At 71.1% G+C, this 25,359-nt stretch carries 20 protein-coding genes; 7 read left to right on the top strand and 13 right to left on the bottom strand.

The window, feature by feature from the left end:
- Positions 1-573: 573 nt before the first annotated feature.
- The 9 genes from ACT1U9_RS17870 to ACT1U9_RS17830 all read right to left on the bottom strand — a co-directional run bounded on the left by ACT1U9_RS17870 (position 574) and on the right by ACT1U9_RS17830 (position 11,090).
- Positions 574-765 carry a hypothetical protein gene (locus tag ACT1U9_RS17870; protein WP_444533723.1) on the bottom strand — a complete coding sequence of 64 codons (192 nt, stop codon included), beginning with the start codon at positions 763-765 and terminating at the stop codon, positions 574-576.
- Between the two features lie 201 nt (positions 766-966).
- A complete protein-coding gene (locus ACT1U9_RS17865; RefSeq protein WP_444533722.1) occupies positions 967-2,208 on the bottom strand; it encodes a helix-turn-helix domain-containing protein in 1,242 nt (413 codons plus the stop codon).
- Positions 2,209-2,451: 243 nt separating this feature from the next.
- Positions 2,452-3,906, bottom strand: coding sequence for an aldehyde dehydrogenase family protein (locus ACT1U9_RS17860; protein WP_444539155.1), 1,455 nt, complete (start codon positions 3,904-3,906; stop codon positions 2,452-2,454).
- Between the two features lie 2 nt (positions 3,907-3,908).
- Positions 3,909-5,651 carry an N-acyl-D-amino-acid deacylase family protein gene (locus ACT1U9_RS17855; protein ID WP_444533721.1) on the bottom strand — a complete coding sequence of 581 codons (1,743 nt, stop codon included), beginning with the start codon at positions 5,649-5,651 and terminating at the stop codon, positions 3,909-3,911.
- Positions 5,652-6,220: 569 nt separating this feature from the next.
- The gene (locus ACT1U9_RS17850) at positions 6,221-7,342 is read right to left on the bottom strand and encodes an LLM class flavin-dependent oxidoreductase (RefSeq protein ID WP_444533720.1); all 1,122 of its coding nucleotides are present in this window, start codon (positions 7,340-7,342) and stop codon (positions 6,221-6,223) included.
- Between the two features lie 102 nt (positions 7,343-7,444).
- Complete coding sequence (locus ACT1U9_RS17845; RefSeq protein WP_444533719.1) at positions 7,445-8,230, bottom strand: SDR family NAD(P)-dependent oxidoreductase; 786 nt, start codon at positions 8,228-8,230, stop codon at positions 7,445-7,447.
- Between the two features lie 10 nt (positions 8,231-8,240).
- Positions 8,241-9,185: an LLM class F420-dependent oxidoreductase gene (locus tag ACT1U9_RS17840; protein ID WP_444533718.1), complete on the bottom strand. Its 945-nt coding sequence runs from the start codon at positions 9,183-9,185 to the stop codon at positions 8,241-8,243.
- A gap of 102 nt (positions 9,186-9,287) precedes the next feature.
- Positions 9,288-9,704 carry a PaaI family thioesterase gene (locus ACT1U9_RS17835; RefSeq protein WP_444533717.1) on the bottom strand — a complete coding sequence of 139 codons (417 nt, stop codon included), beginning with the start codon at positions 9,702-9,704 and terminating at the stop codon, positions 9,288-9,290.
- Between the two features lie 123 nt (positions 9,705-9,827).
- Positions 9,828-11,090 carry an amidohydrolase family protein gene (locus ACT1U9_RS17830; protein WP_444539154.1) on the bottom strand — a complete coding sequence of 421 codons (1,263 nt, stop codon included), beginning with the start codon at positions 11,088-11,090 and terminating at the stop codon, positions 9,828-9,830.
- Positions 11,091-11,457: 367 nt separating this feature from the next.
- On the opposite strand from ACT1U9_RS17830, the gene ACT1U9_RS17825 reads away from it, so the two are divergent.
- Together ACT1U9_RS17825 and ACT1U9_RS17820 are read left to right on the top strand one after the other, a co-directional pair.
- On the top strand, positions 11,458-14,421 hold the full coding sequence (locus ACT1U9_RS17825; protein ID WP_444533716.1) for a BTAD domain-containing putative transcriptional regulator: 2,964 nt from the start codon (positions 11,458-11,460) through the stop codon (positions 14,419-14,421).
- Between the two features lie 261 nt (positions 14,422-14,682).
- Entirely contained in the window at positions 14,683-15,045 is a 363-nt protein-coding gene (locus ACT1U9_RS17820; protein ID WP_444533715.1) for a hypothetical protein, read from the top strand.
- Between the two features lie 565 nt (positions 15,046-15,610).
- Here ACT1U9_RS17820 and ACT1U9_RS17815 read toward each other — a convergent pair.
- Both ACT1U9_RS17815 and ACT1U9_RS17810 read right to left on the bottom strand, forming a co-directional pair.
- Entirely contained in the window at positions 15,611-16,402 is a 792-nt protein-coding gene (locus tag ACT1U9_RS17815) for a protein kinase domain-containing protein (RefSeq protein WP_444533714.1), read from the bottom strand.
- 107 nt (positions 16,403-16,509) lie between these two features.
- Positions 16,510-16,662: a hypothetical protein gene (locus ACT1U9_RS17810; protein ID WP_444533713.1), complete on the bottom strand. Its 153-nt coding sequence runs from the start codon at positions 16,660-16,662 to the stop codon at positions 16,510-16,512.
- Between the two features lie 903 nt (positions 16,663-17,565).
- Here ACT1U9_RS17810 and ACT1U9_RS17805 point away from each other — a divergent pair.
- Together ACT1U9_RS17805 and ACT1U9_RS17800 are read left to right on the top strand one after the other, a co-directional pair.
- Positions 17,566-18,402 (top strand): helix-turn-helix domain-containing protein, encoded by an 837-nt coding sequence (locus tag ACT1U9_RS17805; RefSeq protein WP_444533712.1) that lies wholly within the window; start codon positions 17,566-17,568, stop codon positions 18,400-18,402.
- A complete protein-coding gene (locus tag ACT1U9_RS17800) occupies positions 18,399-18,605 on the top strand; it encodes a DUF397 domain-containing protein (protein ID WP_444533711.1) in 207 nt (68 codons plus the stop codon). The genes ACT1U9_RS17805 and ACT1U9_RS17800 overlap by 4 nt, the downstream gene beginning before the upstream one ends.
- A gap of 131 nt (positions 18,606-18,736) precedes the next feature.
- Here ACT1U9_RS17800 and ACT1U9_RS17795 read toward each other — a convergent pair whose 3' ends face one another.
- Positions 18,737-20,371 (bottom strand): FadD3 family acyl-CoA ligase, encoded by a 1,635-nt coding sequence (locus tag ACT1U9_RS17795; protein WP_444533710.1) that lies wholly within the window; start codon positions 20,369-20,371, stop codon positions 18,737-18,739.
- 117 nt (positions 20,372-20,488) lie between these two features.
- Here ACT1U9_RS17795 and ACT1U9_RS17790 point away from each other — a divergent pair, with 117 nt between their 5' ends.
- The 3 genes from ACT1U9_RS17790 to ACT1U9_RS17780 are packed head-to-tail and all read left to right on the top strand — an operon-like array spanning position 20,489 to position 22,858.
- On the top strand, positions 20,489-21,631 hold the full coding sequence (locus tag ACT1U9_RS17790) for a lipid-transfer protein (protein WP_444539153.1): 1,143 nt from the start codon (positions 20,489-20,491) through the stop codon (positions 21,629-21,631).
- Position 21,632: 1 nt separating this feature from the next.
- Positions 21,633-22,091, top strand: coding sequence for a Zn-ribbon domain-containing OB-fold protein (locus ACT1U9_RS17785; protein ID WP_444533709.1), 459 nt, complete (start codon positions 21,633-21,635; stop codon positions 22,089-22,091).
- Positions 22,088-22,858, top strand: a complete 771-nt coding sequence (locus ACT1U9_RS17780) for an enoyl-CoA hydratase/isomerase family protein (protein WP_444533708.1) — start codon at positions 22,088-22,090, stop codon at positions 22,856-22,858. The genes ACT1U9_RS17785 and ACT1U9_RS17780 overlap by 4 nt, the downstream gene beginning before the upstream one ends.
- A 66-nt stretch (positions 22,859-22,924) precedes the next feature.
- Here the strand turns inward: ACT1U9_RS17780 and ACT1U9_RS17775 are convergent, their stop codons facing one another.
- A complete protein-coding gene (locus ACT1U9_RS17775) occupies positions 22,925-25,270 on the bottom strand; it encodes an outer membrane protein assembly factor BamB family protein (protein ID WP_444533707.1) in 2,346 nt (781 codons plus the stop codon).
- Positions 25,271-25,359: the final 89 nt, after the last annotated feature.

The raw sequence follows: 25,359 nt of genomic DNA, 5'->3' as shown, positions 1-25,359 counted from the left end.
CCGTTGCGGGGCCGGAACCGTCAGACGTGTTGCCTCCCTCGTCGGAGCCGCCGCCCCCGTGCTTGGCGCCGCTGTTGCTGTCGTCCTGCTGACTTCCACCCTGACCGCTTCCGGAACCGCCGCCGTGCTGTCCACCCATGGGGTGCTCCTCTGTAGTTGGGTTCATGGTCCGTGCAACCCGTCCGGCCGCCACGTCTCACGGGAATGGGAAGGCGCAACAGCCGGACGGGGGCTCGCCCCGACCCCCGGCCGGGACAGGCCCACTGCCACTCGCGCCACACCATCCGTAGCAGGGGGGCGGGTACTGAGCGGACCTCCCCGGGGCCGGGAGCCTATGGGCGCGTGGCCTGTCTGCGTATGCGCTCGGGGGTGGTGGTTATCGCTGTCCCTCCGGCTCGTTCGCCGGGCGGAACGCATCGGTCTCCCACCGCTCCCCGCCGTCCGGCGGTACCAGTGTGACCATGCGCTTGTCGCTGTCCCACGCAATGACCTTCCCGAGCCGCCCGCACGCCGTGTCCATGACGATCACGCCCGGGTTGGGCACCCACCTGGGCGCCGGTACCGCAGCCCACATCAGCGCGACCCCGCCGGACGCGTCCACACCTTCGCCTGCCACACCTCGGCGTCGTTCGGGGACCGCAAGTCAGCCGGGTTCACGGTCCACTCGGCGCCACCGCCGGGCGGCGCGAGGTACGCGGACCCCTCGAACAGTTTGCGTACCTCACCGATCCGGCCGCTCGTCGTGTCCACCGCGTACGTCCCCATGGTGGGGGTCCAGATACCCGCCGAAGTGTCGGCAAGGTCCCGCCTGCGCTGGTGGTCTGCTTTCGTTCTGTGAACCATCTCGGCCCCTGGTCCGCTCGACGCTGGGATACCGAGAAGCTATGGCCGAAGCATCGCCCAATCCACGTGTGCAGCACGGTAGTTGAGGGAGATCACTGCTGGAACCATCACGCTCCGCAGCGCCTAACCGGCGACCCCAAGATGAGTCGCCATGCTCCGCATCTCTTGGGTGAGGGTCCGCTTGCGCGTCTTGAGCAGATCGGCCATGACGTACCGGGCCATCGGCTGATGAGTCAGCCACTCGCCGGACGTACGGCGAAGCTGTGTCAGCTCGTCCATGGCGTCTTGATGCGAGCCCGTCATGGCGTGCGCGCGGGCCACATCGAGCCGGTGGCGACCCCAGTTCGGCGCTGTCGGCCTGCCGTAGTTCCGCAGCGCCTTGCCGCTCAAGATCCCGTCATCGGAGCGCCGGAGAACACCCCGGGCATCACCCACCAGGGACAGGTCCTCAACGGCTTTCAGCTCCGCCGTGACGGGGCCAAAACCGCCCCAGTGCTGGGGGAAACTCTCGTCTTCGGCGTTCAGCGCACTAGAGGCCGTCGCTGCCGTCCTGCGGGCTTCCTGCGCCACGTCCGGCCGGTTGTTCCGCACGGAGGCTGACGCGACCCTGAGCCACAGTTCGCCCCACACAGCGAGGCGGGCAGGGGTCGCCTCTGACATGCGAGGCTCGATGTCCGCCGCCGTCTGCGCCGCCAGCTGCTCTGCTTCATCGAACCTGTCCTGCCTCAGCAACAGCCAGCAGAGCCCCACAACTCCCGTTGCCGCCAACTGGGGTTGGCCGGTCTCACGGGCAAGCCTGATCGCTTCCACCAATGCGAAATAGCCCATGTCGTACTGCCGTACCTGTGTCAGGTACTTGCCGGTGAGCAGTAGTGCGTGACAGCGGGCGATCACCGCGTGTTGCTGCTCCTCGCCGTCCAGGGCAGACACGGCAGCCTCGGAGGTGCGTAGTAGCAACGGGAGACGCTTCGCAACCGCCCCGTACTGGTCCGCCCAGTAGAGTGCGTGGCCCTCCTGTACGCCCCTGCGGAGCGCCGACGGCTCCCCGGCTTCTTCGGGGACGGAGAGGGGAGCAGAGAGCCCTACAGCGGGCATCAGAGCCCGTCGCAGCTCCGCTAGGTAGCGCCGGTTCGCTTCATCTTCTGGGCCGAGCACGGACCTTGGCGCCTCGGTAGCGAACAACGCCGATGTGGAGACCCCCAGCGCACGGGCCAGAGCTGCAAGAGTCTCCATACTGCCGTGCCCGCCTTGCTCGACCTTTCGAACGGTGCTCAGTGACAGGTCGGAAGCTTCGGCCAGACCTTCCTGGCTCAGCCCGGCCGTGCGGCGGTACTTCCTGACGTTGTCGGCCAATCCTGTGGACATGGGATCACCCTTCCGCTCATGCCCAGCGTATGCCCGGCCACGGGCCCCGGACACGCCCGCTTCCGCTCCGCGGGGGGGTGCGGATTTCGGCTGCGGGCCGGTGGGGGGCGGGTCGCGCCCACGCGGCGGAGCCGCAGACGGATAACTTCCGCCGGAGGCTTTCGGGAAGGGGCGGGGTGGGGGAAGACGGGCGCCAGCCCCGACCGGCCCGCAGACCAAGCAACTCACCGCGAAGCGAAACGCTCACCCCGGCCACACGATGGACTGCGTCTCCCCGTACGCATGCAGCGCGTACGAACCCACATCCCGCCCCACCCCGCTCATCTTGAACCCCCCGAACGGCGCCTCCATGTTGCGGGCGACGGTGTTCACTCCGACACCCCCCGCACGCAACCGCCGCGCGACCCGGAACGCGCGAGCCACATCCCCGGACCAGACGTAGTCGAGCAGGCCGTACTCGCTGTCGTTGGCGAGCGCCACCGCCTCCTCCTCGTCGGAGAACGGCACCACGACCACCACCGGCCCGAAGATCTCCTCCCGCACCACCCGCATGTCGTTGGTGCAGTCGGCGAGGAGGGTCGGGGCGACGTAGAACCCCCGGTCAAGGCAGGGGCGTTCGGCGCCCGCGACCACCCGCGCGCCCTCCTTGCGGCCGAGTTCCACGTACGACTCGACACGGTCGCGGTGGGCCGCCGAGATCACCGGACCCACCACCGTGCCGGGCGCGGCCGGGTCACCGACCGGCAAGTGCCCGATGTACGCGGCGAGTCGGGCGATCAGCTCCTCGTACACCGCCCGCTGGGCCAGGACCCGCGTCGGGGCCGTGCAGATCTGGCCGCTGTAGAACGAGAACGTGGTGCCGATGCCCATGGTCGCCGCACCCAGGTCCGCGTCGTCGAAGACGACCGCCGCGCCCTTGCCGCCGAGCTCCATGAGCTGGCGTTTCATCCCCCGGCCGCACACCTCGGCGATACGGCGGCCGACGGCGGTGGAGCCGGTGAAGCTGACCATGTCGACGTCCGGGGAGTCGACGGCGGCCTCGCCGACGGCCGGGGCGGAACCGGTGACGACGTTCACCACACCCCGTGGCGCACCCGCCTCCTCCAGCGCCTTCGCCATCCGGAAGACGGACAGCGGGTCCTGGGGCGCGGGTTTGACCACCACGGTGTTGCCCATGGCCAGCGCGGGGGCGACCTTGCCGGCGGGGTTGGCCCAGGGGTTGTTGTACGAGGTGATGCAGGTGACGACCCCGACGGGCTGACGGATCGTCATGGCGCCGAACACGCCCGCCTTCCCCATCGGCCCGGCCTCGTTCACCTGCGGCACGACCGCCGCCTCGACCGGTTCGAGGGCGCCCTTCGCGTACCGGCGAAAGCGCGACACCCCCACCGCGACCTGCATACCGCGCGCGGTGGCGGTAGTGGCGCCGGTCTCGGCGCGGGCGAGTTCGGCGTACGGGGTGAAGTCGCGCTGGATCAGGTCGGCCGCGCGGTCGAGGACGGCGGCGCGCTCCTCGGGCGTGGTCCGCGACCAAGTGGCGAAGGCTTCGCGCGCGGCGGCGGCAGCCTCGTACACCTGGTCGCGACTGGCCTCGGGCGCGAGCCCGACGACGGTCTCGGTGGCGGGATTGAGGATCTCGTAATGCCCGCCATCGGGCTCGACCCACTCGCCCCCGATGAACAACTTGTCTTCGTGCAGGCTCACTTGGTGGCCACCGTCCGTGTGTCGCGACCCGAGCGCAGGACGGTACCCGGGACCGCGCCCGTCACCACGTCGTCGCGTATCGTCTCGACGCCGTTGACCCGGACCGAGACCACGCCGATCGCCTTGGCGTCCAGGCGCGGGCTGTCGCCCGGCAGGTCGTGGACGAGGGTGGCCGGGCCCGCGTCGATCCGCTGCGGGTCGAAGAGGACGAGGTCGGCGTGGAAACCCACCTCGATCCGCCCGCGCTCGCGCAGCCCGAACAGCCGGGCCGGGTCGTCGGTGAGCATCTGCACGGCCCGCTCCAGCGGCAGCAGTTTGCGCCCGCGCAGACAGTCGCCGATGAAACGCGTGGTGTACGGGGCGCCGCACATCCGGTCCAGATGGGCGCCAGCGTCGGAGCCCCCGAGCAGGACGTCCTCGTGCTCCCAGGTCGCCTTGCGCAGCGCCCAGCTCGCCGGGTCGTTGTCGCTCGGCATGGGCCAAAGGACCGTACGCAGGCGGTCATTGGCGCAGATCTCGACGAGGCAGAGGAAGGGGTCCTGGCCGCGCTCGCCCGCGATGTCCCGCACGACGCGCCCGGTCAGGCCTTCGTTGGCGGGTGAGTACGTATCCCCGATGACATACCGCCCGAAGTCGGCGAGCCGCCGGAAGATCCCGGCCTCCTTGCTGTTGGCCCGCCGCAGCATCTCGGCGCGTATGTCGGGGTCGCGCAGCTTCTCGATCCGCTCGGGGACGGGGAGGTTGAGGATGTCTCCCCACCCCGGGATGAGGTTGAGGGCGCAGAACGTGCCGAGCGACATGTTCATCGGGGTGAGGATCGGCATGGTCAGCGCGACGACGCGGCCACCGGCCTCGCGGGCGCGCTCGCTCGCGAGGAGCTGGCGCGGGACGCGGGCGGGGACGGCGGCGTCGACGGTGAGTACGTTCCAGTTGAGCGGCCGCCCGGCGACGGCGGACATTTCGGCGAGTAGCTCGATCTCGTCGTCCGAGAACTGATCGAGGCACCCCGCCACGATGGCCTCGATCTGGGTGCCCTCGTGCTCGCCGACCGCCCGGGCCAGGGCGAGGAGTTCGGCGGGGCGGGCGTGCCGGGAGGCCACGGGTTGGCCGTCGCCGTCGGAGTGGGTGGTGGACTGGGTGGTGGAGAGCCCCCAGGCACCGGCGTCCATGGCGTCGTGGAGGAGCCGGAGCATGGCGTTCAGCTGGTCGGTGGTGGGCTGTCCGCCGACGGCGTCGGGCCCCATGACGTATCGGCGGAGGGCGCAATGGCCCACCATGAACCCGGCGTTGACGGCGATACGCCCATCAAGGGCGTCGAGGTATTCGCCAAATGACGACCACCCCCAGTCGACACCCTCCTCCAACGCCTTCAGGGCCATGCCCTCCACCCGGGCCATCATCCGGCGGGTGTAGTCGGAGTCCTCGGGGCGGTCGGGGTGGAGCGGGGCGAGGGTGAAGCCGCAGTTGCCGCCCGCGACCGTGGTGACGCCGTGGTTCATGGACGGGGTGGCGTACGGGTCCCAGAAGAGCTGGGCGTCGTAGTGGGTGTGGGGGTCGACGAAGCCGGGGGCGAGGACGAGGCCGGTGGCGTCTTCGCTGGTGCGGGCGTCTGTGGGGGCTCGGGTGCCGGGGTCGGCGATGCCGACGATACGGCCGTCGCGGATGCCCACGTCCGCGGTGTACGCGGGCGCGCCGGTGCCGTCGACGACGGTCGCGTGGCGGATGAGGTGGTCGAGCATGCTGTCCCTTTCTGGTCGTCCACGGAACGTGGGTGTGCCCCGGCCGGGGCACGCGCGGCGGGCCGCCGCCGGGTGGCCTCCGGCCGGGGTGGTCACGGTCCGACGTCCGGGAGGCCGCCGTCCCGCGTTCTTTGGCCCCCACCCCACCCCTTCCCTAAACCCTCCGGGGGTGGGTGGGGGTGGAGGGAAGAGGGCCTTTCCGGGGGCTACGCCCCCGAACCCCCGGCGGGGCCTGCGGCCCCTGCACCCCGCTACGAGGCTCCGCCCCGAACCCCGCTGGGATGGGTGGGTGGGTACGCGGGGCTTCGCCCCTGCACCCCCGCTTTCGTCTGCGGATCGTGCTGGGTTGCTCGCGCAGTTCCCCGCGCCCCTAGGTATTCAGGGGCGCGGGGAACTGCGCGACCAGCCCCCACCGGCCCGCAGACAAACCAAGGGGGTCCGGGGGCAAAGCCCCCGGCAGCCCACCCCGACCCCCACCCGGCCGCCCGCCCAGGGCTTTCGGGAAGGGGCGGGGTGGGGAATTCGCCCGCCGCAGGCGCCAACCGGCCCGCAGACGAACCTCCAACCACCTACGCCGCGTCGCGGAACCGCGTAGTCCGATGGACCGGATCCGTGTCGATCTTCGGGATCACATGCTCCCCGATCAGCCGGATCGTGTTCATGGTGTCCTCATAGGGGACGCCGATGGGCAGCCCGAACGACAGCTGATCCGCCCCCGCCTGCTCCCACCGCTTGCACTGCGCAGTCACCTCGTCCGGATCACCACAGATCATCAGCTCCTCCGCGATGAGGAGTTCGATGATCTCGGCCGAATACTCCGGCAGCAGCTCCGGCCACTCCGGCACACCCTCCGGCCGGGGGAACGTGTCGTGGTAGCGGAACACCAGCGACTGAAGACGGTTCAGACCGCCCGCCGCCGCGACAGCCACCGCCTTGTCGTGCGTCTCCGCACAGATCGCCGTCGACGTCACCATCACGTTGTCGTTGACGAAGTCCGCGATCGGCTCCGCCTCCCGTATCGCCGTCTTGTACTGCTCCAGGACCCACTCCATGTCCGAGACCTTCTGGACGGAGAAGCCGAGGACGCCCAGGCCCTTCTTCGCGGCCATGGCGTACGACGACGGCGACCCGGCCGCGTACCACATCGCCGGGTGCGACTTCCCGTACGGCTTGGGCAGGACCTTGCGCGGGGGCAGCGACCAGTGCTTGCCCTGGAAGCCCACGTACTCGTCCTGGAGCCACATCTTGGGGAACTCGGCGATCGTCTCTTCCCAGATCTCCTTGGTGTGGTTCATGTCGGTGACCCCCGGCATGAACCCCAGGATCTCGTGCGAGCCCGCACCCCGCCCGGACCCGAACTCGAAGCGCCCCTCGCTGAGATGGTCGAGCATCGCGACCTTCTCGGCGACCTTGACCGGGTGGTTCACCGCCGCCAGCGGGTTGAAGATGCCCGAGCCGAGGTGGATGCGCTCGGTGGCGTGGGCGAGGTAGCCGAGGAAGACCTCGTTGGCCGACAGGTGCGAGTACTCCTCCAGGAAGTGGTGCTCGGAGGCCCAGGCGTACTTGAAGCCGGACTTGTCCGCCTGGATGACGTATTCGGTCTCCTCCATCAGCGCCTTGTGCTCCGCCTGGGGGTCGACCGACGAGCGTGCCACGGGCACGTATCCCTGTACAAACAGTCCGAATTCCAAGGAGGTTCACCGTCCCTGTCAGCGTTTCTGACGAGTCGTCAGATCTATGCGATACGGCGACTGTTCCACCGGGCTCCGGCGTCGTCAATACCTGACGACAAGTCAGAACAGGCTCACCCCGGCCAGCCAGCCCCCGTCGATGACGAACGGCTGGCCCGTGATGTACGCGGAGTCCTCGCTGGTCAGGAACAGCGCCAGCGCCGCGACCTCCTCCGGCCGCCCGATCCGCCCCAGCGGCACCAGCTTCTTGTACAGCTCGGCCACCGCCTCCTTGGCCGCCTCGGGGTCGGCGGTCGGGTCCAGGGCCGCGGGGTTGGTCATCGGGGTGTCCACCGCCCCCGGGCACACCGCGTTCACCCGGATCCCCTTCGCCGCGAGCTCCACGGCCGCGACCCGGGTGAGGCCGAGGATGGCGTGCTTGGTGGCGGCGTACGCGCCGACGTACGCCATGCCCGTCAGGGCCGTGTACGAGGCGGTGTTGACGATGGTGCCGCCCCCGGCCGCCTCGATCTCGGGCGCCACGTACTTGATGCCGAGGAACGCACCGATCTGGTTGACCTGGATGATCTGCTGGAACTCCTCCAGGGGCGTCGAGACGAGCTCGTTGAAACGGAGGATCCCGGCGTTGTTGACGAGCCCGTCGATGTGCCCGAAAGCCTCTTTGGCGGAGGCGATGGCAGCAACCCATTCCTCTTCCCGGCCGACATCGAGGTGGACGAACCTCGCCGCCTCCGGGCCGAGTTCCTTCGCGATCGCCTCGCCCTGCTCGTCGAGTACGTCCGCGAGGACGACCTTGGCGCCCTCGGCCGCGAACAGCCGCGCCTCCTGCTCGCCCTGTCCGCGTGCCGCGCCGGTGACGAGGACGACCCGCCCGTCGAGCTTGCCCATGCCGTACTCCCTAGGTGGTGAGGTGTGGAGCCACGTCGGCGGCGAACGCCGCGATCTGGTCGATGAGTTCGGTACGGCTGCGGGAGCGGAAGCGCAGCTGGATCTGGTGGACGCCGAGGGCGGCGTACTCGCGCAGGGAGTCGGCGAGGGCGTCGGGCTTGCCGCTGAGGGTGCGGCGCCCGAGGTTCCACCGGGCCTCGCCGACGTACAGCGGCTCGGCGATGGCGCCGATGACGATCGGCCGCTCGACGCCGTGCCGCTCCCGCAGCTCCCGTATCCGCGCGATCTGCTCGGGCAGCCGGTCGCGGGGGTCGCCCTGCGGCAGCCACCCGTCACCGCGCAGCGCGGCGCGCCGGACGGCGGCGGGCGAGGACCCGCCGACCCAGATGGGCACTTGCTGTTGCACGGGCCGGGGCCGCTGCCCGAGGTCCGCGAAGTCGAACCGGTCGCCGTGGAACTCGGGGTACTCCTCGGGCCCGAGCGCGGCCCGGAGCGCGTCGACACTCTCGTCGAGTACGGCCCCGCGCTGCGCGAAGTCGACCCCGAGGACCTCGAACTCCTCCTGTACGTGCCCGGCCCCGACCCCGAGGATCAGCCGGCCGCCGCTGAGGTGGTCGAGGGTCGCGTACTGCTTCGCGGTGAGCAGGGGGTGGCGCAGGCCGACGACCGCGACATGGCTGAGGAGACGGGTGCGGGTGGTGATCGCGGCGAGGTAGGCGAGGGTGGCGACGGGGTCGTACCAGGTGGTGCTCATCGCACTCGCGAGGCGGCGCGGGATGGCGACGTGGTCGCAGGTGGCGAGGTAGTGGAACCCGGCGCGGTCGGCGGCGCGAGCCACCTCGGCGAGATCGTCCGGGGTGGCGCCGGCTTCCCACGGTTCGGCGAAGAGGGTGCTCTGGGACTGGATGGGGAGCTGCATCCCGTGGACGAGCCCGTGCTCCGCTGCTGCCGCCATGTCCGCCGCCTCCACGTATCTGACGATCCGTCAGCCCTGAGCCGACGGGCCCATGGTGATAGCTGACGGATCGTCACGCAAGAGGCGGGGCGGGGCCGGGATTCACCCCAGCAGGGCGTAGACGGTGGAGGCGCGGGCCACGACGGTGTCGTCCACCATGAGGCCGATCTCGGCGAAGGCCATCCGCTTGCCGAGCTTGACGACCCGGGCGTCGATCAGGACGTCGGCGTCGACGACGGGCCGCAGGAACGACGTCGACTGCTGCACGGTGGTCATGGGCCCGTACGCCCCCCGGGCCGCCGAGATCGCGATCACGGTGGCGGTGTCGGCCGCGGCCATCATGGCCTGCCCCGACAGCCCGCCCCCGTCCCGCGCCAGCCGCGCGTCCCAGGGCAACCGCAACACGGCATGCCCGGCGTCCACTTCGACGACACCGAGCCCGAGCTCCAGCACCCAGGGCGCGAAGTTGTCGGCGAGGATCTTGTCGGCTTCGGCGGGGGTCATGGTCTGGGGAGTCATACGGGGATGGTGGCGGGGGCGGGGGTGCGGTACAAGACCGTCGGGGGCCAAGAGGGCGCGTCACGCGGGCCGCAGCGCATCCGGCACCCCGCCCGGCGTCACCCTCCGCGCGTCACACGCGCCTCACCCCGCCCACAGTCCCTCCCCCGTCAGCCCCAGCAGTTCGATCGCGTTGCCCCGGACGATCCGCTCCACCACGTCCGGCCGCAGGTGGGCCATCTGGGATTCGCCGACCTCCTTCGACTTCGGCCAGGTGGAGTCGGAGTGCGGGTAGTCCGTCTCGTACAGGACGTTGCCGATGCCTATCGCGCCCAGGTTGCGCAGGCCGAACGCGTCGTCGAAGAAGCAGCCGTAGACGTGTTCCGCGAAGAGCTCCGACGGGGGGCGGTGGACCTTGTCGGCGACTCCGCCCCAGGCGCGGTTCTCCTCCCAGACCACGTCCGCGCGTTCCAGGATGTACGGGATCCACCCGATCTGGCCCTCCGCGTACATCACGCGCAGCCCGGGGAAGCGCTCGAACTTGCCGCTCATCAGCCAGTCGACCATCGAGTAGCAGCAGTTGGCGAACGTGATCGTCGAGCCGACCGCCGGCGGGGCGTCCGCCGATGTCGACGGCATCCTCGACGACGAGCCGATGTGCATCGCGACGACCGTGCCCGTCTCGTCGCACGCCGCCAGGAACGGGTCCCACTCGTCACCGTGGACCGACGGCAGCCCCAGGTGCGGGGGTATCTCCGAGAACGCCACCGCCCGCACCCCGCGCGCCGCGTTGCGCCGCACCTCCGCCGCCGCCAGTTCCGCGTCCCAGAGGGGGATCAGGGTGAGCGGGATGAGCCGCCCCTCGGCGGCAGGGCCGCACCACTCCTCCACCATCCAGTCGTTGTACGCCCGTACCGAAAGCAGCCCCAGCTCGCGGTCCGCCGCCTCCGTGAACGTCTGGCCGCAGAAGCGGGGGAAGGTGGGGAAGCACAGCGCCGACTGGACGTGGTTGACGTCCATGTCCGCCAGCCGCTCCGGGACGCTGTACGAGCCCGGTCGCATCTGTTCGTAGGTGATGACTTCGAGGCGGATCTCGTCCCGTGCGTAACCCACCGCCGTGTCCAGGCGCGTCAGCGGGCGGTGCAGGTCCTCGTACACCCACCAGTCGCCGATCGGGCCCTCGTCGCCCGGGGCGCCCATGACGGGGGCGAACTTCCCGCCGAGGAACGTCATCTCCTTGAGCGGGGCCCGGACAACGCGCGGGCCGATGTCGCGGTACTTGGACGGGAGCCGGTCCTGCCAGACGTGCGCGGGCTCCACCGTGTGGTCGTCCACCGAGATGATCCTCGGGAAGGTCTCCTCCCCGCCGGTCCCCGTCTCCGCGCCGGTCTCCTGGGCAGTCGTCATGGCCGTCTCCGTCGCCGTCTCCGTGACGTTCTCCATAAATCTTCACGGTAGCCTCGATCTGACGATCCGTCAGCTATTCGCACACGACCGCCACCCCGGACCCGGCCCCGACCCGCACACCCCCCGCAATCTCCCGCACCGGTCGTACCTCGGCCACTCGCCCGTCCCTCCTCGGCCATTAATCCCACGCTTCCCGGCCCACGACGGCTGTCCATCCCCTGGACCGCCTTGTCGACAGGCGCCGTCGACGTGTAACGACTGTGTGCAGAGGCCTTGTGCAGAGCGTCACCCGTAGCTGACGCGCATGCCATGGACAGGGCAGACTGGCACGGGCATTACCAGCGCTACGGGGGCACAGGGGGTCGCTATGGACCGAAACGGCGAGCCGCGCATTCCGGAGCAGAGGACTCCGGTCCCGGCAGCGGACACCGGTCAGGCCGAGCAGGAGGGCCTGCGCTTCGGCGTGCTCGGACCCGTGCGCGCCTGGCGCGGGACCGACGCGCTGCCGTCCGGCGCGCCGCAGCAGCAGGCGCTGCTCGCCGCGCTGCTGCTGCGCGACGGCCGCACCGCCACCGCCGCCGAGCTGATCGACGCCATCTGGGGCGACGAACCGCCGTCGCAGGCGCTGGCCGCCGTGCGTACGTACGCCTCACGGCTGCGCAAGACGCTCGGCCCGGGCGTGCTCGTCAGCGAGTCCGGCGGGTACGCCATCCGGCTCGCCTCCGGGGTCCTCGACCTCGCCAGCGCCCAGGAACTGGCCGCCGAGGCCGAGAAGGCGCGGGCGGGCGGGGACCCGTGCCGGGCCCGCGAGCTGCTGAGGTCCTCGCTGGCGATCTGGACCGGCGAACCGCTGGCCAATGTGCCCGGGCCCAACGCGGACACCGAGCGGACCCGGCTCAGCGAGTGGCGCCTCCAGCTCATCGAGACGCGCCTCGACATGGAGCTCGACGCCGGGTGCCACGCCGAGGCCGTCTCCGAGCTGACCGCGCTCACCGCCGCGCACCCGCTGCGCGAGCGGCTGCGGGAGCTGCTGATGCTCGCGCTGTACCGCAGCGGGCGCCAGGCGGAGGCCCTTGCCGTGTACGCGGACACGCGCAGGCTGCTCGCCGACGAGCTCGGCGTCGACCCGCGCCCCGAGCTCGCCCGCCTCCAGCAGCGCATCCTCCAGGCCGACGAGGACCTGGCCCGGCCCGCCGAGGCCCCGGCCCCGCCCGCGCCGGTCAAGGCGGCCCAGCTCCCGGCCTCCGTGCCGGACTTCACCGGCCGCGCCTCCTTCGTCCAGGAGCTCACCGCGCGCCTCGCCACCGCCGACACCACGGTGATGGCCGTCTCCGCGCTCGCAGGTATCGGCGGGGTCGGCAAGACGACGCTCGCCGTGCACGTGGCCCACGCGGCCCGCCCGCACTTCCCCGACGGCCAGCTCTACGTCGACCTCCAGGGCACCGCGCCGCGCGCCAGCGAGCCGGAGACCGTGCTCGGCTCCTTCCTGCGCGCGCTCGGCACCCCGGACCGCGCCATCCCCGACTCGCTGGAGGAGCGCGCGGCCCTGTTCCGCTCCACGCTCGACGGCCGCCGGGTCCTGGTCCTGCTCGACAACGCGCGCGACGCGGCCCAGGTGCGTCCGCTGCTGCCCGGCACGGCGGGCTGCGCCGCGCTCGTCACCAGCCGCATCCGGATGCTGGACCTGGCCGGGGCGTACCTCGTCGACCTGGACGTGATGTCCCCGGACGAGGCCCTTCAGCTCTTCACGAAGATCGTCGGGGAGGAACGGGTCGGCGCGGAGCGGCAGTCGGCGCTCGATGTGGTGGCCGCCTGCGGCTTCCTGCCGCTGGCCATCCGTATCGCCGCCTCCCGGCTCGCCTCGCGCCGCACCTGGACCGTCTCGGTCCTCGCGGCGAAGCTCGCCGACGAGCGCCGCCGCCTCGACGAGCTCCAGGCAGGCGACCTCGCGGTCAAGGCCACCTTCGAGCTCGGCTACGGCCAGCTGGAGCCCGCCCAGGCCCGCGCGTTCCGGCTGCTCGGCCTGCCCGACGGCCCGGACATCTCGCTGGCCGCGGCCGCCGCCGTACTCGACCTGCCCCGGCAGGAGACCGAGGACCTGCTCGAATCCCTCGTCGACACCAGCCTGGTGGAGTCCGCGGCCCCCGGCCGCTACCGCTACCACGATCTCGTACGGCTCTACGCGCGTGCATGCGCCGAGCGCGACGAGGAGCCGCCGTCCGCGCGGGACGCGGCGATGTCCCGGCTGCTCGACTTCTACCTCGCGACGGCGGCCCGGGTGTACGCGATCGAGCGCCCCGGCGACCGGCTCGTCGGGCACCTGGCCCCCACCCGCTACCCCGGCCTCGCCTTCGCCGACGGCCACGAGGCCGTCGACTGGCTGTACGCCGAGGCCAACTGCCTGCTGGCGTGCGTCCACCAGTGCGCGGGCGACCCGGCGATGCTGCGGCGCGCGGTGGACCTGCTGTGGGCCGCCAAGGACCTCGCCGAGTCGGGCGCCAACTCGCGGCAGTACGAGACCACGGCGGCCGCGATCCGCGACACCGCGCACAAGGCGGGCGACGCGGGCGCCGAGGGGCGGGCCCGGCTCGCGCTCTCCACGGTCCTGCTCGTCTCGGGCCGCTTCGAGCAGGCCGACGAGGAGGCCCGGGTCTCCTCGCTGCTCGCCAAGGAGGCCGGCGACCCGATGCCGGCCGGGGTCGCGCCCAACGACCGCGGGATCATCGCGTTCTACCAGAACCGGCACGCCGACGGTGAGCGCTTCCTCCAGGAGGCCATCGACAACTACCGCGCGGACGGCAACCGGCCGGGCGAGGCGAGCGCGCTGTGCAACCTCTCCCGTATCCACGTGAACATGGGCCGTACGTCCAGCGCGGTCGAGCTCGCCCAGCGCGGCCTCGACATCTTCAGTGAGATGGGGCACGCCCTGCGGGTCGCCAACGGCCGCTTCGCGCTCGGCATCGCCCTTACGCGGGCGGGCCGCCTCGACGAAGCCCTCGGCCAACTCGGCGAGGCGCTGCGGGTCTTCCAGGACAACCGGCAGCGGCTGTGGGAGGGCACGACCCACTTCCGTATCGCCGAGGCCCACTTCGCGGCGCGGCGCCCCGCCCGGGCCGCCCAGCACGCCGAGCAGGCGCTCGCGCTGCGGTGCATCGGGGGCGAGTGGATGCGGGGCAATGTGCTCACAACACTGGGCCGCGCCCTCGACCAGCTCGGCCAGGCCGACCGCGCGAGGGCCTGCTGGCGCGAGGCGCTTGCCATCTACGAGTCGACGGGCGCGGCGGAGGCGAAGGACGTACGACAGCTGCTGAGCCCGATGGCAGCGGCGTAACCAGCGGTTTCGGCACCACGAACGGTCCGGCGGGGGGCGGCTCATCGTCCCCTGCCGGAGCCGTTTAGCCATCGTTTATCGAGCCTCGGCACTCTCTTACTCAACGATCCGCCGCGTCGGGGGGCAGGCGGATCGGCGGTGGGCGTCCCCGCTACTGTGGACGGCCCTTAAGTGCCCGTCCGGCGACCCTCGGGGGAGCCGCCGGGCGGGCACCGGTTCACACAAGCACGACATGCAGGAAACTCAGGGGAGCTGAACACGATGAGTGACGCGAACAAGACGGAGATCGGTGACACCACCACGCAGGAGAACCACGCCGGGAACCCGCCGGGTTCCGGTACGGGCTCCGGCGCGGTCCGCCCGATGGAGAACCACGCGGGCCTGATCGGCGACGGCACCGTCAAGCCCATGGAGAACCACGCGGGACTCATCGGCGGCGGCGTCGTGCGGCCCCTTGAGAACCACGCCGGTCTGCTCGGCGACGACGGCGCGATGAAGCCGATGGAGAACCACGCCGGCCTCATCGGCGGCGGCCCGGTCAAGCCCATGGAGAACCACGCGGGCCTGATCGGCACGGCCGTCCTCAAGCCCGACGAGAACCACGCGGGCTCCGAGGAAGCGTAGCCACCTGCAAGCGGGGGTCGGCCGCGGCGACGTCGGAGGGGGGGTCGTCGCGGCCGAGGGCCCACGGGGGAACACGGGGGCGTACGGGGGACGTACGGGGGCCCCACCGGAGAGGACGTACGGGGGAAGGTACGGGGGAGTCCTCTCCGGGGGGGGAACGTACGGGGGATACGGGGGAAAACGGGGGGAACGGGGGACAACGGGGGAACGCCAAAGGAATAGGGCCTCGGGGGAGGCCGGGGGCGCGCATTTGGGGATGCGCGCCCCCAACGGGGGACCAGGCGCCCCGCGGCCGGACGTGCCGCGGGGCTCTGGTTTGTATCCGGGATGCACCGCTGGTGGGTCGCGAATCGGGACTGTCGCCAGGCGCCCGCACCGCCATCACGGCAGCCGAGTCCCACGATGGTTCAGGCACCTTGGCTGTGCTCCCGGCCGGCTCCGAGCCGCGCTCCTGGCGGGTCCGCGGCCCAGAGTCCGGCGACGGGATGCCGGACGGCTTGGACGCTGCCGCGCTGGGCTTCTCGGCGGGCTTGGCTGCCGCTGTGGCGGTCGTGGCTCCGACTTCCTACGCTGCTGCTTGCTCCAGGGCCTTGCAGACGTCCTGAATCGTGGGGCGGTCCTCGGCGTGGTACCTCAACATGTCGGTGACGAGCGCTCCGAGTGAGCCTGCGACGTTCACCGGGCGGTGCGAGCCGTTGACGATCGCGTGCCGCTGCACTGGCCGCGACGCGTCGTCGGGGTACTCGACATGGCGCCATCCGGTCGCCGCCATGAACAAGGTTGCTCCCAGCGCGTACACGTCCGCTTCTCGCGTCGGCACCGCCGAGCCGTCTTCCAGAATTCGGCGGGAGATCTCGGGACTCTCGTAGTGGACCAGACAGCCCCGATACGCGAAGTCGAACCGCTCGGGAATCTCGGCTCCGCGGGCCAGGGCCAGATCGATAACGGCTGCCCGCGCCGGCTCGTCCCTCACGAGGAGATGCGCGGGCTGCACGTCGCCGTGGACATAGCCCCGCTCGTGCAGCTCGGCGAGGGCTCGCGCACATGCGAGAGCGTCCGACAGGGGCGGACGGGAGACACCGTCGCGGGTCCTGTGGGGTTCCCAAAGGTGTTGCAGGTCCGTGCCCGCGTGCCACGGCTGGACGTTCCAAGTGCCCTGGTCCCACTGCCCATACGTCACCCCGGCTGTGCTCAGGGCTTGCAGGATGACGCCCTCACGGGCGGGCGCCAATGCCGTCCACGCGTGCGTCTTGCTCGCATAGCCCAGCTTGATCACGACGCGACCCGTGGGCGTCTCCACGTCCCACACCGTGGAACCGCGCCGGTTCAGTACGAGCCGCTGAGACGTAGGTGTCACGGGGATGTGGTCAGGAATTTCGAATGGACCGCTTCCGGTCATCGACTTGTCCTCTCAATGACAGGAGCCGACCCCTGGGAGAGGTCGGCCCCTCAGATCAGGCGAGACTAGTGGCCGTGGTGGTAGTCGCGCCCGTCGTCACTGTCGCCTGTCGACGGGTTGCCCCCTCCGCCGTCGCTGTCGTCGCCACTGTCGCCGTTGTCGCCGTTACCACCGTTGTGGATGACGGCCTGTCGCTGGAGTACTTCCTTGAGCGTCAAGGCTGTTGCCTCCTAAAGTGGTCGACTTGCGGGCTTTCCGCGCGTCGCTGTGCACTTGCTGACCCGCCCGACCGTCTCCGCTTCACGGGGCGTGCGACCGGACGAGGGCTCACAACCCGACCCCGGCAGGACGGGACCACCCTGAAAGTGGGCCTCACCCGGGGGTCGGGAGTCTTCAGGGATGGCTGGCTCGCGCGTGCTCCTCGACGGCCTCGCTGTCGGTCGCCGGTTCGCCGCCAGTCGGCAGGCTTGTTCCTGCGCGTCGGTCAACACCACACACGCCACATCTTCCACGCTGCGCGTGAAGGTCCCATGACCCGTTTCCGTCGTGTGCTCGATGATCGCGAGGCCCCCGGCGTCGAGATCGGCTGTCGCGTCCAGCTCCCACCGGCAGCCGTCCCCGGACGTACAGCGGGCCGTCAGCGTCACTTCACTGTCCGGGTGGCGCGTGAGCTCCGTGTTCGTCCGCTGGGCCCGGTGGTGATCACGGTCTTCCCGGGCCGCCTCACGGCTCGCGCGCCAGGCGTCGCAGTGATCGCACCCCGGCGCACCGACCGGCTCCAGGCCGTACGTTGGGTCCACCGCACTGACAGGCACTGAGCCGTACTCCGGCCCTGTCGGCATCCCCATCGGAAGCGCCCACATCAGCACCACCCGCTCAATGCCCCAGCGGACGCCCTTGCCGCTACTGCGGGCACGTTGACAGGGATCACAGACACGTCAGCGAACACCTCGGCCCAGTAGGCGGGACGGGCCGTCGGCTGTGTGCTTTCGGCGGCCCTATTCTCACGGGACACGGCCACTCCTCTCCGTAGCACCATCACTACCGGGGGATTTAGCGTGGCCCACCACGTGGGGACCATTCAACCTGCGGAGAGAGAACGAAAGGTTGGTGAACCACCCTTGAACCGCAAGGAGTTAAGGCCGGACGCCTCGCCACAGGCGGCATATGGGGCGCGTCTGCGCAGCCTGCGGGAGGCACGCGGCTGGACACAGGACGAGCTCGGCGAACGCACGGAATATTCCAGTGTGCATATTTCGGCGGTTGAAACTGGTCGGAAGCCTCCGACTCTCCGTTTCTCGCGTAGTGCAGACCGGGCGTTCGGCCTTGAGGGCACTGCGGATGCGTTCGAGCGCGAGTACCGGCAGATGCGTCAAGGCTCCCTGCTGGAGGGGTTCCCGGAGTACGTCAAGTACGAGGCTCGGGCCGTGGAGCTGCGGCTGTACAACATCGGGATCGTTCCGGGCCTGTTGCAGACACCGGAGTACGCGCGGGTCCTGGCCGACAGCGCCGTACGGCGAGGTGCCATCACGCCTGAACAGGCAGCTGATCGCGTCTCGTTCCTGGCGGAGCGCCAAGCAGCTCTGATGCGTCCCCGCCCTCCCATGGTCTTCGTGGCCATGGACGAAAGCTGTATCCGCCGTACTGTCGGTGGGGTAGCCGTCATGGACGCCCAGCTGGCTCGGCTGGTCGAGTTCGCCGAGTTGCCGAACACGCTGCTCCAGCTGGTGCCGTACGACATCGGCGAGCGTCGCACGTTTGACCTGCCGGTTAACCTCCTGACTCTGCCGGATCGGTCCGTGATCTGCTACGCAGAGTCCCAGGCGCAGGGCAACCTGGACCGCGAGAGCGCGTCTGTGGAGCCCATGTTGACGGCCTACCATCAGTTGCAGGCCGAATCGCTGTCGCAGGCCGCGTCTGTGGCCATGATCGAGCAGGTACGAAAGGGCAAATCGTGACGACCGAATCTCCGCGCTGGTTCAAGTCTTCGTACAGCAACAACGGTGGTGACTGCGTAGAGGTTGCCGCCAACCTTGTCGTCACGAGCGGTATCGTCCCCGTCCGTGACTCCAAAGCACCGAACGGCCCGGCCTTGGCCTTCCGTGTGGATGCGTTCTCTTCCTTCGTAGGAAGCCTCAAGGCAGGAGAGTTCGGCTCCTGACCGCAAGAGCACCACCAGGAAGCCCCGCCACTCCAGCCCTTATGGAACGGCGGGGCTTCCCTCTGTCAGGCGGCGCGTCCGCAGTACTGGAATACGGCGGGGGGCGGGGGCGCAGCCCACCCCCGGAGGGTTCAGGAAACGGGCGGGGTGGGGGATCTCAGTTCTCGTTTCAGGACCTTCCCGCTCGCGTTGCGCGGCAGTTCCCCCACCCACTCCACTTCCCTCGGGACCTTGTAGTTCGCCAGCTCCCGCCGCGCCCACGCGATCAGTTCGCCGGACGTCAGGGCGGAACCGGGGCGCGGCACCACGTACGCCTTGCCGACCTCCCCGAGGCGCGGGTCCGGGACGCCGATCACCGCGACCTCGGCCACCCCGGGGTGCAGCCCGAGCACCTGTTCTATCTCGGCGGGGTACGCGTTGAAGCCGCCGACGATGAACATGTCCTTGATCCGGTCGGTGATCCGGAGGTTCCCGGACGCGTCCAGGACGCCCACGTCCCCCGTCCGCAGCCACCCGTCCGCCGTCATCGCGGACGCCGTCGCCGCCTCGTCCTCGAAGTAGCCGCCCATCACGTTGAATCCACGCACCTGGATCTCCCCCGGCGCGCCCGGCGAAGTCCCTGAACCCGGCGCCGCCAGCACCCGCACCTCCGTCCCCGGTATCGCCCGCCCCGACGTCGACGCGATCACCCCCGCCGCATCGCCCCGGCGGCACATCGTGACGATCCCGCTCGCCTCCGACAGCCCGTACGCCGTGAGCACCGTCCCGATCCCCAGCTCCGTCCGCAGGCGTTCCACCAGGCGCAGCGGGACCACCGCCGCCCCGGTCACCACCAGCCGAAGCGCCGACAAGTCGTGGGCGGCGCGCGCCGGATGGTCGAGGAGCTGCTGGTGGAGGGTGGGCGGGCCGGGCAGGACCGAGATGCGCTCCGCCGCGATGTTCGCGAGGACCGCGCCGACGTCGAACACCGGCTGCGGCACCATCGTCGCGCCCCGCGTCAGACAGGCGATGATCCCCGCCTTGTACCCGAAGGTGTGGAAGAACGGGTTGACGATCAGGTACCGGTCGCCCTCCCGCAGCCCCGCCAGCTCGCTCCAGATGTCGTAGCACCGCAGCGTCTGCGCATGCGTGATCACCGCCCCCTTGGGCCGCCCCGTCGTCCCGGACGTGAAGATGATGTCCGAGGGCGAGGACGAATCCACCCCATCCGCCCGACGGCGTACATTCGCCGTCCCCACCGGCTCCCCCGCCGCCAGGAAGTCCTTCCACGCCCGGAAGTCGTCCGGCGCGTCCTCCGCCAGCACCACCACCTGCTCCAGGTGGGGAAGACCGGGCAGCGGCCCGGACGAGCCGGCTCCCTCGGCGGCCGCACGCCGCAACATGGCAACGTACGACGTCCCCAGGAACGTTCCCGTCACGAACAGCAGCTTCGCCCGGCTGCGCGCCAGTACGTACGCCGCCTCCGCGCCCTTGAACCGCGTGTTCAGCGGGACGAGGACCGCCCCGGCCGTGACCGCGCCCAGCGCGCTGACGATCCAGTCGAGCGTGTTCGGCGCCCACACCGCGACCCGGTCGCCGGGCGAGACCCCCGCCGCCATGCACGCGGCCGCCGCCCGTTCGACCCGCTCGCCCAGCTCCGCGTACGAGATGCGGGTGCGGCCCTCGACGACCGCCTCCCGCGCCCCGTACCGCTCGGCCGCGCTCCGCACGAGCCTCCCGACGGAACCCCACTCCAGGTCCCCCCGCCCACCCTCGTCCTCCCGCATGGCAAGCCCTCCCACCGCGCTAGCTGACTACCCGTCAGATTAGCTGTAGCCTTCCTCGCTGTCAGCTGTCAGCAGCCGTGCGATGTCGTACGGCGATCGCGGAGGTGGCGGGTGTCGATGCTCAAGGACGCGACGGCGATAGTCGGCATAGGGCAGACGGAGTTCGCCCGCCAACTGCCCGAATCGGAGAAGGCGTTGGCCTGCCGGGCCATCCTCGCCGCGCTCGACGACGCCGGGATCTCCCCGGCCGAGGTGGACGCGTTCGCCTCGTACACGATGGAGGAGACCGACGAGGTCGAGGTCGCCAAGTCGATCGGGGCCGGGGACGTCACCTTCTTCAGCAAGGTCGGCTTCGGCGGCGGCGGTTCGTGCGCGACCGTCGCCCATCTCGCCGCCGCCGTCGCCACCGGACAGGCCAATGTGGGCGTCGCCTGGCGCTCGCGCAAGCGCGGCAGCGGGCCGCGACCGTGGAAGAACACCACGGTCCAACTCCCCACGCCCGCCCAGTGGACGCGCCCCTTCGGGCTGCTCAGACCGGCCGACGAGATCGGCATGCTGGCCCGCCGCTATATGCACGAGTACGGCGCCACCCGCGACCACCTCTTCAACGTCGCCCTCGCCTGCCGCAACCGCGCCAACCAGAACCCGGCCGCGATCATGTACGAGCGCCCGCTCACCCGCGACATGTATATGACCTCCCGCTGGATCAGCGAGCCGCTCTGCCTCTTCGACAACTGCCTGGAGACCGATGGGGCGTTGGCGTGCGTGGTCGTCTCCGGCGAGCGTGCGCGCGACTGCCGGCAGAAGCCCGTCTACGTGCACTCCGCCGCCCAGGGGCTGCCCGCCCAGCACCACGGCATGGTCAACTACTGGAACGAGGACCCGCTGACCGGGCCCGCCTGGACCGCCGCCCGGCACCTGTGGAAGCAGGCCGACTTCGGGCCCGAGGACGTCGACGTCGCCCAGATCTACGACGCCTTCACCCCGCTCGTCCCGCTCTCCCTGGAGGGCTACGGCTTCTGCGGCCGGGGCGAGGGCGCCGCCTTCACCGAGGGGGGCGCCCTGGAGATCGGCGGGCGGCTGCCGCTGAACACCGGCGGCGGCGGGCTCAGCGAGGCGTACGTCCATGGCTTCAACCTCATCAACGAGGGCGTGAAGCAGCTGCGCGGCACCTCCACCGCGCAGGTGCCCGACGCCGCCACCTGCCTGGTCACGGCCGGTGAGGGCGTACCCACCTCGGCCCTTCTGCTCAGGAGTTGAGATGACAGCGACACAGCCGCCCGCGCCCTTGCTCAACCCCGTTCCCGACGACGACGGCGCCCCCTTCTGGACGTACGCCGCCCAAGGCGAACTGCGCGTCCAGGCCTGCGTGAACCCCGACTGCGGGCGGCTGCGCTTCCCGCCCCGGCCGTGCTGCCCGCACTGCCACTGCTTCGACAGCGAGTGGCGCAGGATGTCGGGACGCGGCCGCATCTGGTCGTACGTCCTGCCCCATCCGCCCCTCCTGCCCGCCTACGCCGCCCAGGCCCCGTACAACGCCGTCGTCGTCGAACTCGCCGAGGATCCGCTGATCCGGCTCGTCGGCAATGTGGTCGCGGCGGCGGACGCGCCGCTGGACTCGGTGGACCCGGCGCGGCTGCGGATCGGCGCGCGCGTGCAGGTCGCGTTCACCGGGACCGACGGCGTCACCGTGCCGCGCTGGCTCCTGGAGCGCTCATGACACTGCGCATCGAGCGGGACAAGGAGTCCGGCGTCGCGGTCGTCACCCTCGACCGCCCCGAGAAGCACAACGCCATCGACCTCGCGACCGCCGCCGAACTGGCCGCCGCCTGGCGGGAGTTCCGCTACGACGACGAAGTACGGGCGATCGTCCTGACGGGCGCGGGCGAGAAGGCGTTCTGCACCGGCATCGACCGCTCGGCCGTCGTCCCCCAGCCATCGTCCCCGTACGCGATCGACGACCCCCTGCTCACCATCGGACCGAAGGCGAACGACCTCTGGAAGCCGGTGATCGCGGCGGTGCGCGGTATGGCGTGCGGCGGGGCGTTCTATCTGCTCGGCGAGGCGGAGTTCGTGATCGCTGCCGAGGACGCGACGTTCTTCGACCCGCATACGACGTACGGGATGGTCAGCGCGTACGAGTCGGTCCACCTGGCGCTGCGCATGCCGCCCGGCGAGGTGGCCCGGCTCGTTCTGATGGGCACGGCCGAGCGGGTCTCGGCCCGAAGGGCGTACGAGACGGGCCTGGTCAGCGAGGTGACCCCGGCGGGCGAGGAGGTGGCGGCGGCGGTGCGGTGCGCGGAGGTCGTCGCGGGGTACCCGACGGAGGCGGTACAGGGCACGGTCCGCGCCCTCTGGTCCGCCCACGAGCCCGCCCGCACCCAGTCCTTCGCCCACGCCCCCCATCTGATCGCCCTCGGCAATCTGCCTCCGGAGCGGCAGGCGGAGTTGTTCGGGCGGCGGCGGGGTGGATTCCGGGTGCGGTGATCGGGCGGGCAACACAGGGACGGGTCGCCGGAACCGCCTTTGTTCTTACGGGAGTTGAAGCCGGGCTCACCTGCCCGACGTGGCCGTCCCCTTCACCGCGTCCAGCGCGTACACACAGCGGTCCTTGCTGCACGCGTAGACGACGCCGTTGCGGGCCACCGGGGAACCGGTGATCTCGCCGCCCGTCGCCAGCTTCCAGCGGAGCTGGCCGCCCGCCGCGTCCAGGGTGTAGAGGCAGTGGTCGGCCGAGCCGAAGTGGATGCGGCCGTCGGCGACCACCGGCGTGCCCACGACCTCCCCGCCCGCCGCGAAGCGCCACTTCGGGGTGGAGGTGACCGCGTCCAGGGTGTAGAGCGCGCTGCCGCTGCCCACATGGATGTTGCCGTCGGCGACCAGGACCGGCTCGACGGACTGGCGCGACTCGGTCGCGATGCGCCAGCGGTCCTTGCCGGTGGCCGCGTCGAGCGCGTACACCGTGCCGAGGTAGTCCGCCAGGTACACCCCGCCGCCCGCGACCGCCGGGCCGGGCGCGAAGGTCGGCGGGCAGAGGAAGACCGCCGGGGCCTCGAAGTGCCAGCGGACGTGGCCGCTGGCGATGTCGATGGACAGGACCCTGGTGCCCGCCGAGACGTAGACGTACCCGTCCTGCGCGGGCGCGAGGCGGACCGGGACGCCGCCGCACGAGGCCGCGTCGCCGACCGGGTACGACCAGCGTTCGACGCCGGTGCGCGCGTCCAGGGCGCGCAGCCGCGCGTCCTGCCACACGTACACCGTGCCCTCGTGGATGACCGGGCCCGCCTCGGGGGTCTCGAAGTCGGTCTGGGCGCCGGTGATCTCCCACAGCTTCTCGCCGTTGGCGGCCTCCCAGGCCTGTACGCCGCCGCCGCGCGTGGAGGTGACAACCGTGCCCCGGTCGGTGCGCAGGGCGTACACCCAGGCATCCGTGGGCAGGCGCCACAGCTCGCGGCCGTCGGCCGCGTCGAGCGCGTACAGCGTCGGGCCGTCCGAGGCGTGGATGCGGCCCGCCTCCACGGCCATCGCCCAGGCCACGTCACGGGTCTTGAACTGGCGCCTGCCGCTGGCGACATCCAGCGCGTGCACCTCGAAGGAGGTGACATAGAGCAGGTCGCCCGCGACGGCGGGGGTGCCCCACACGTCGTTGGACATACGGAACCGCCAGGGGCGCCAGCGGCCGGGCCCGTCGGGGGCCTGCGCCGGGGCGGGGACGGGCGGCGCGGTGGTCGCGGGTGCGCCGTTCGTCACGGGAGCGTCCGGTCTGCCGTGCGCCTGGCCCGCCGGGACCCTGACCCACCCGGTCGCGGGGCTCGCCTCGGCCACCGCGCGCGCCGCGTCCGCGACCCGGGGGCCCGGCCCGATCGGCACCTTGGCGCCCGCGAGCCGCACCGGCCCGTCCGGCACGGAGAGCGCGGACGGCTGCGGCACCCGGGAGGGCTGCGGCGGCTCGTACACGGGCCTGGGCGGCGGCGAGGGGTCCACCGGGACCGGGACGGGCTTCGGCCGCCCGCCGCCACGGCGCTGTTCGATCATCGCCACCGAGCGGTCCGGCAGCCAGGCCGACGCGGTGCCGCTGTCGTCGGAGCCGCCGAAGAGGTGCGGGGCCAGCTGCGCCTGAAGGTCCTCGGGCGAGGGCCGCAGCGTGGCCTCCATCTGCATACAGGACTCGATGAGCGGACGCAGTTCGTCCGGAAGCCCCGTCACGTCCGGGCCCTCGCGCAGCAGCATGAAGACCGTCTCGACGGGGTTCGCGCCGTGGAAGGGGGCGTGCCCGGTCGCCGCGAAGACCAGGGTCGAGCCGAGCGAGAAGACATCGCTCGCGCCGGTCACGCTGCGGGAGTCCTTGGCCTGCTCCGGCGACATGTACGCGGGCGTGCCCACGGCCACGTTCGTCATGGTGAGGCGCGTGTTGGAGACGCCGGACGCGATACCGAAGTCGATCACGCGGGGGCCGTCCTCGACCACCAGGACGTTCGACGGCTTCAGGTCGCGGTGGACCAGGCCCGCCCCGTGGATGGACTGCAGCGCCTCGGCGATGCCGGCCGCCAGCCAGCGCACCGCCTGGGCCGGCAGCGGCCCGCACTCATTCACTATTTCTTCCAGCGAGGGCGCCGGTACATAGGCGGTGGCCAGCCACGGCACGGCCGCGCGCGGGTCGGCGTCGACCACGGCCGCCGTGTAGAAGCCGCTGACGGCCCGGGCCGCCTCCACCTCACGGGTGAACCGGACCCGGAACAGCTGGTCCTCGGCGAGCTCCGTGCGCACCGTCTTGATCGCCACGCGGCGGCCGGACGCCGAGCGCGCCAGATAGACCAGCCCCATGCCGCCGGCACCGAGCCGTCCCAGCACCTCGAAGGGGCCGATCCGCCTCGGGTCGTGCTGCGTGAGCTGCTCCACTTGCCTGCCACCTCCCCGTACGGGCCTTAAGTAAAGAAATCAACGCGTCACAACAAGGCCCCGTGCAGCGTCTCACGCGGCACCCCGAT

The organism is Streptomyces sp. BR1, from assembly GCF_052373795.1.
GTDB lineage: Bacteria > Actinomycetota > Actinomycetes > Streptomycetales > Streptomycetaceae > Streptomyces.
This window is presented reverse-complemented; position numbering and strand designations above follow the sequence as displayed.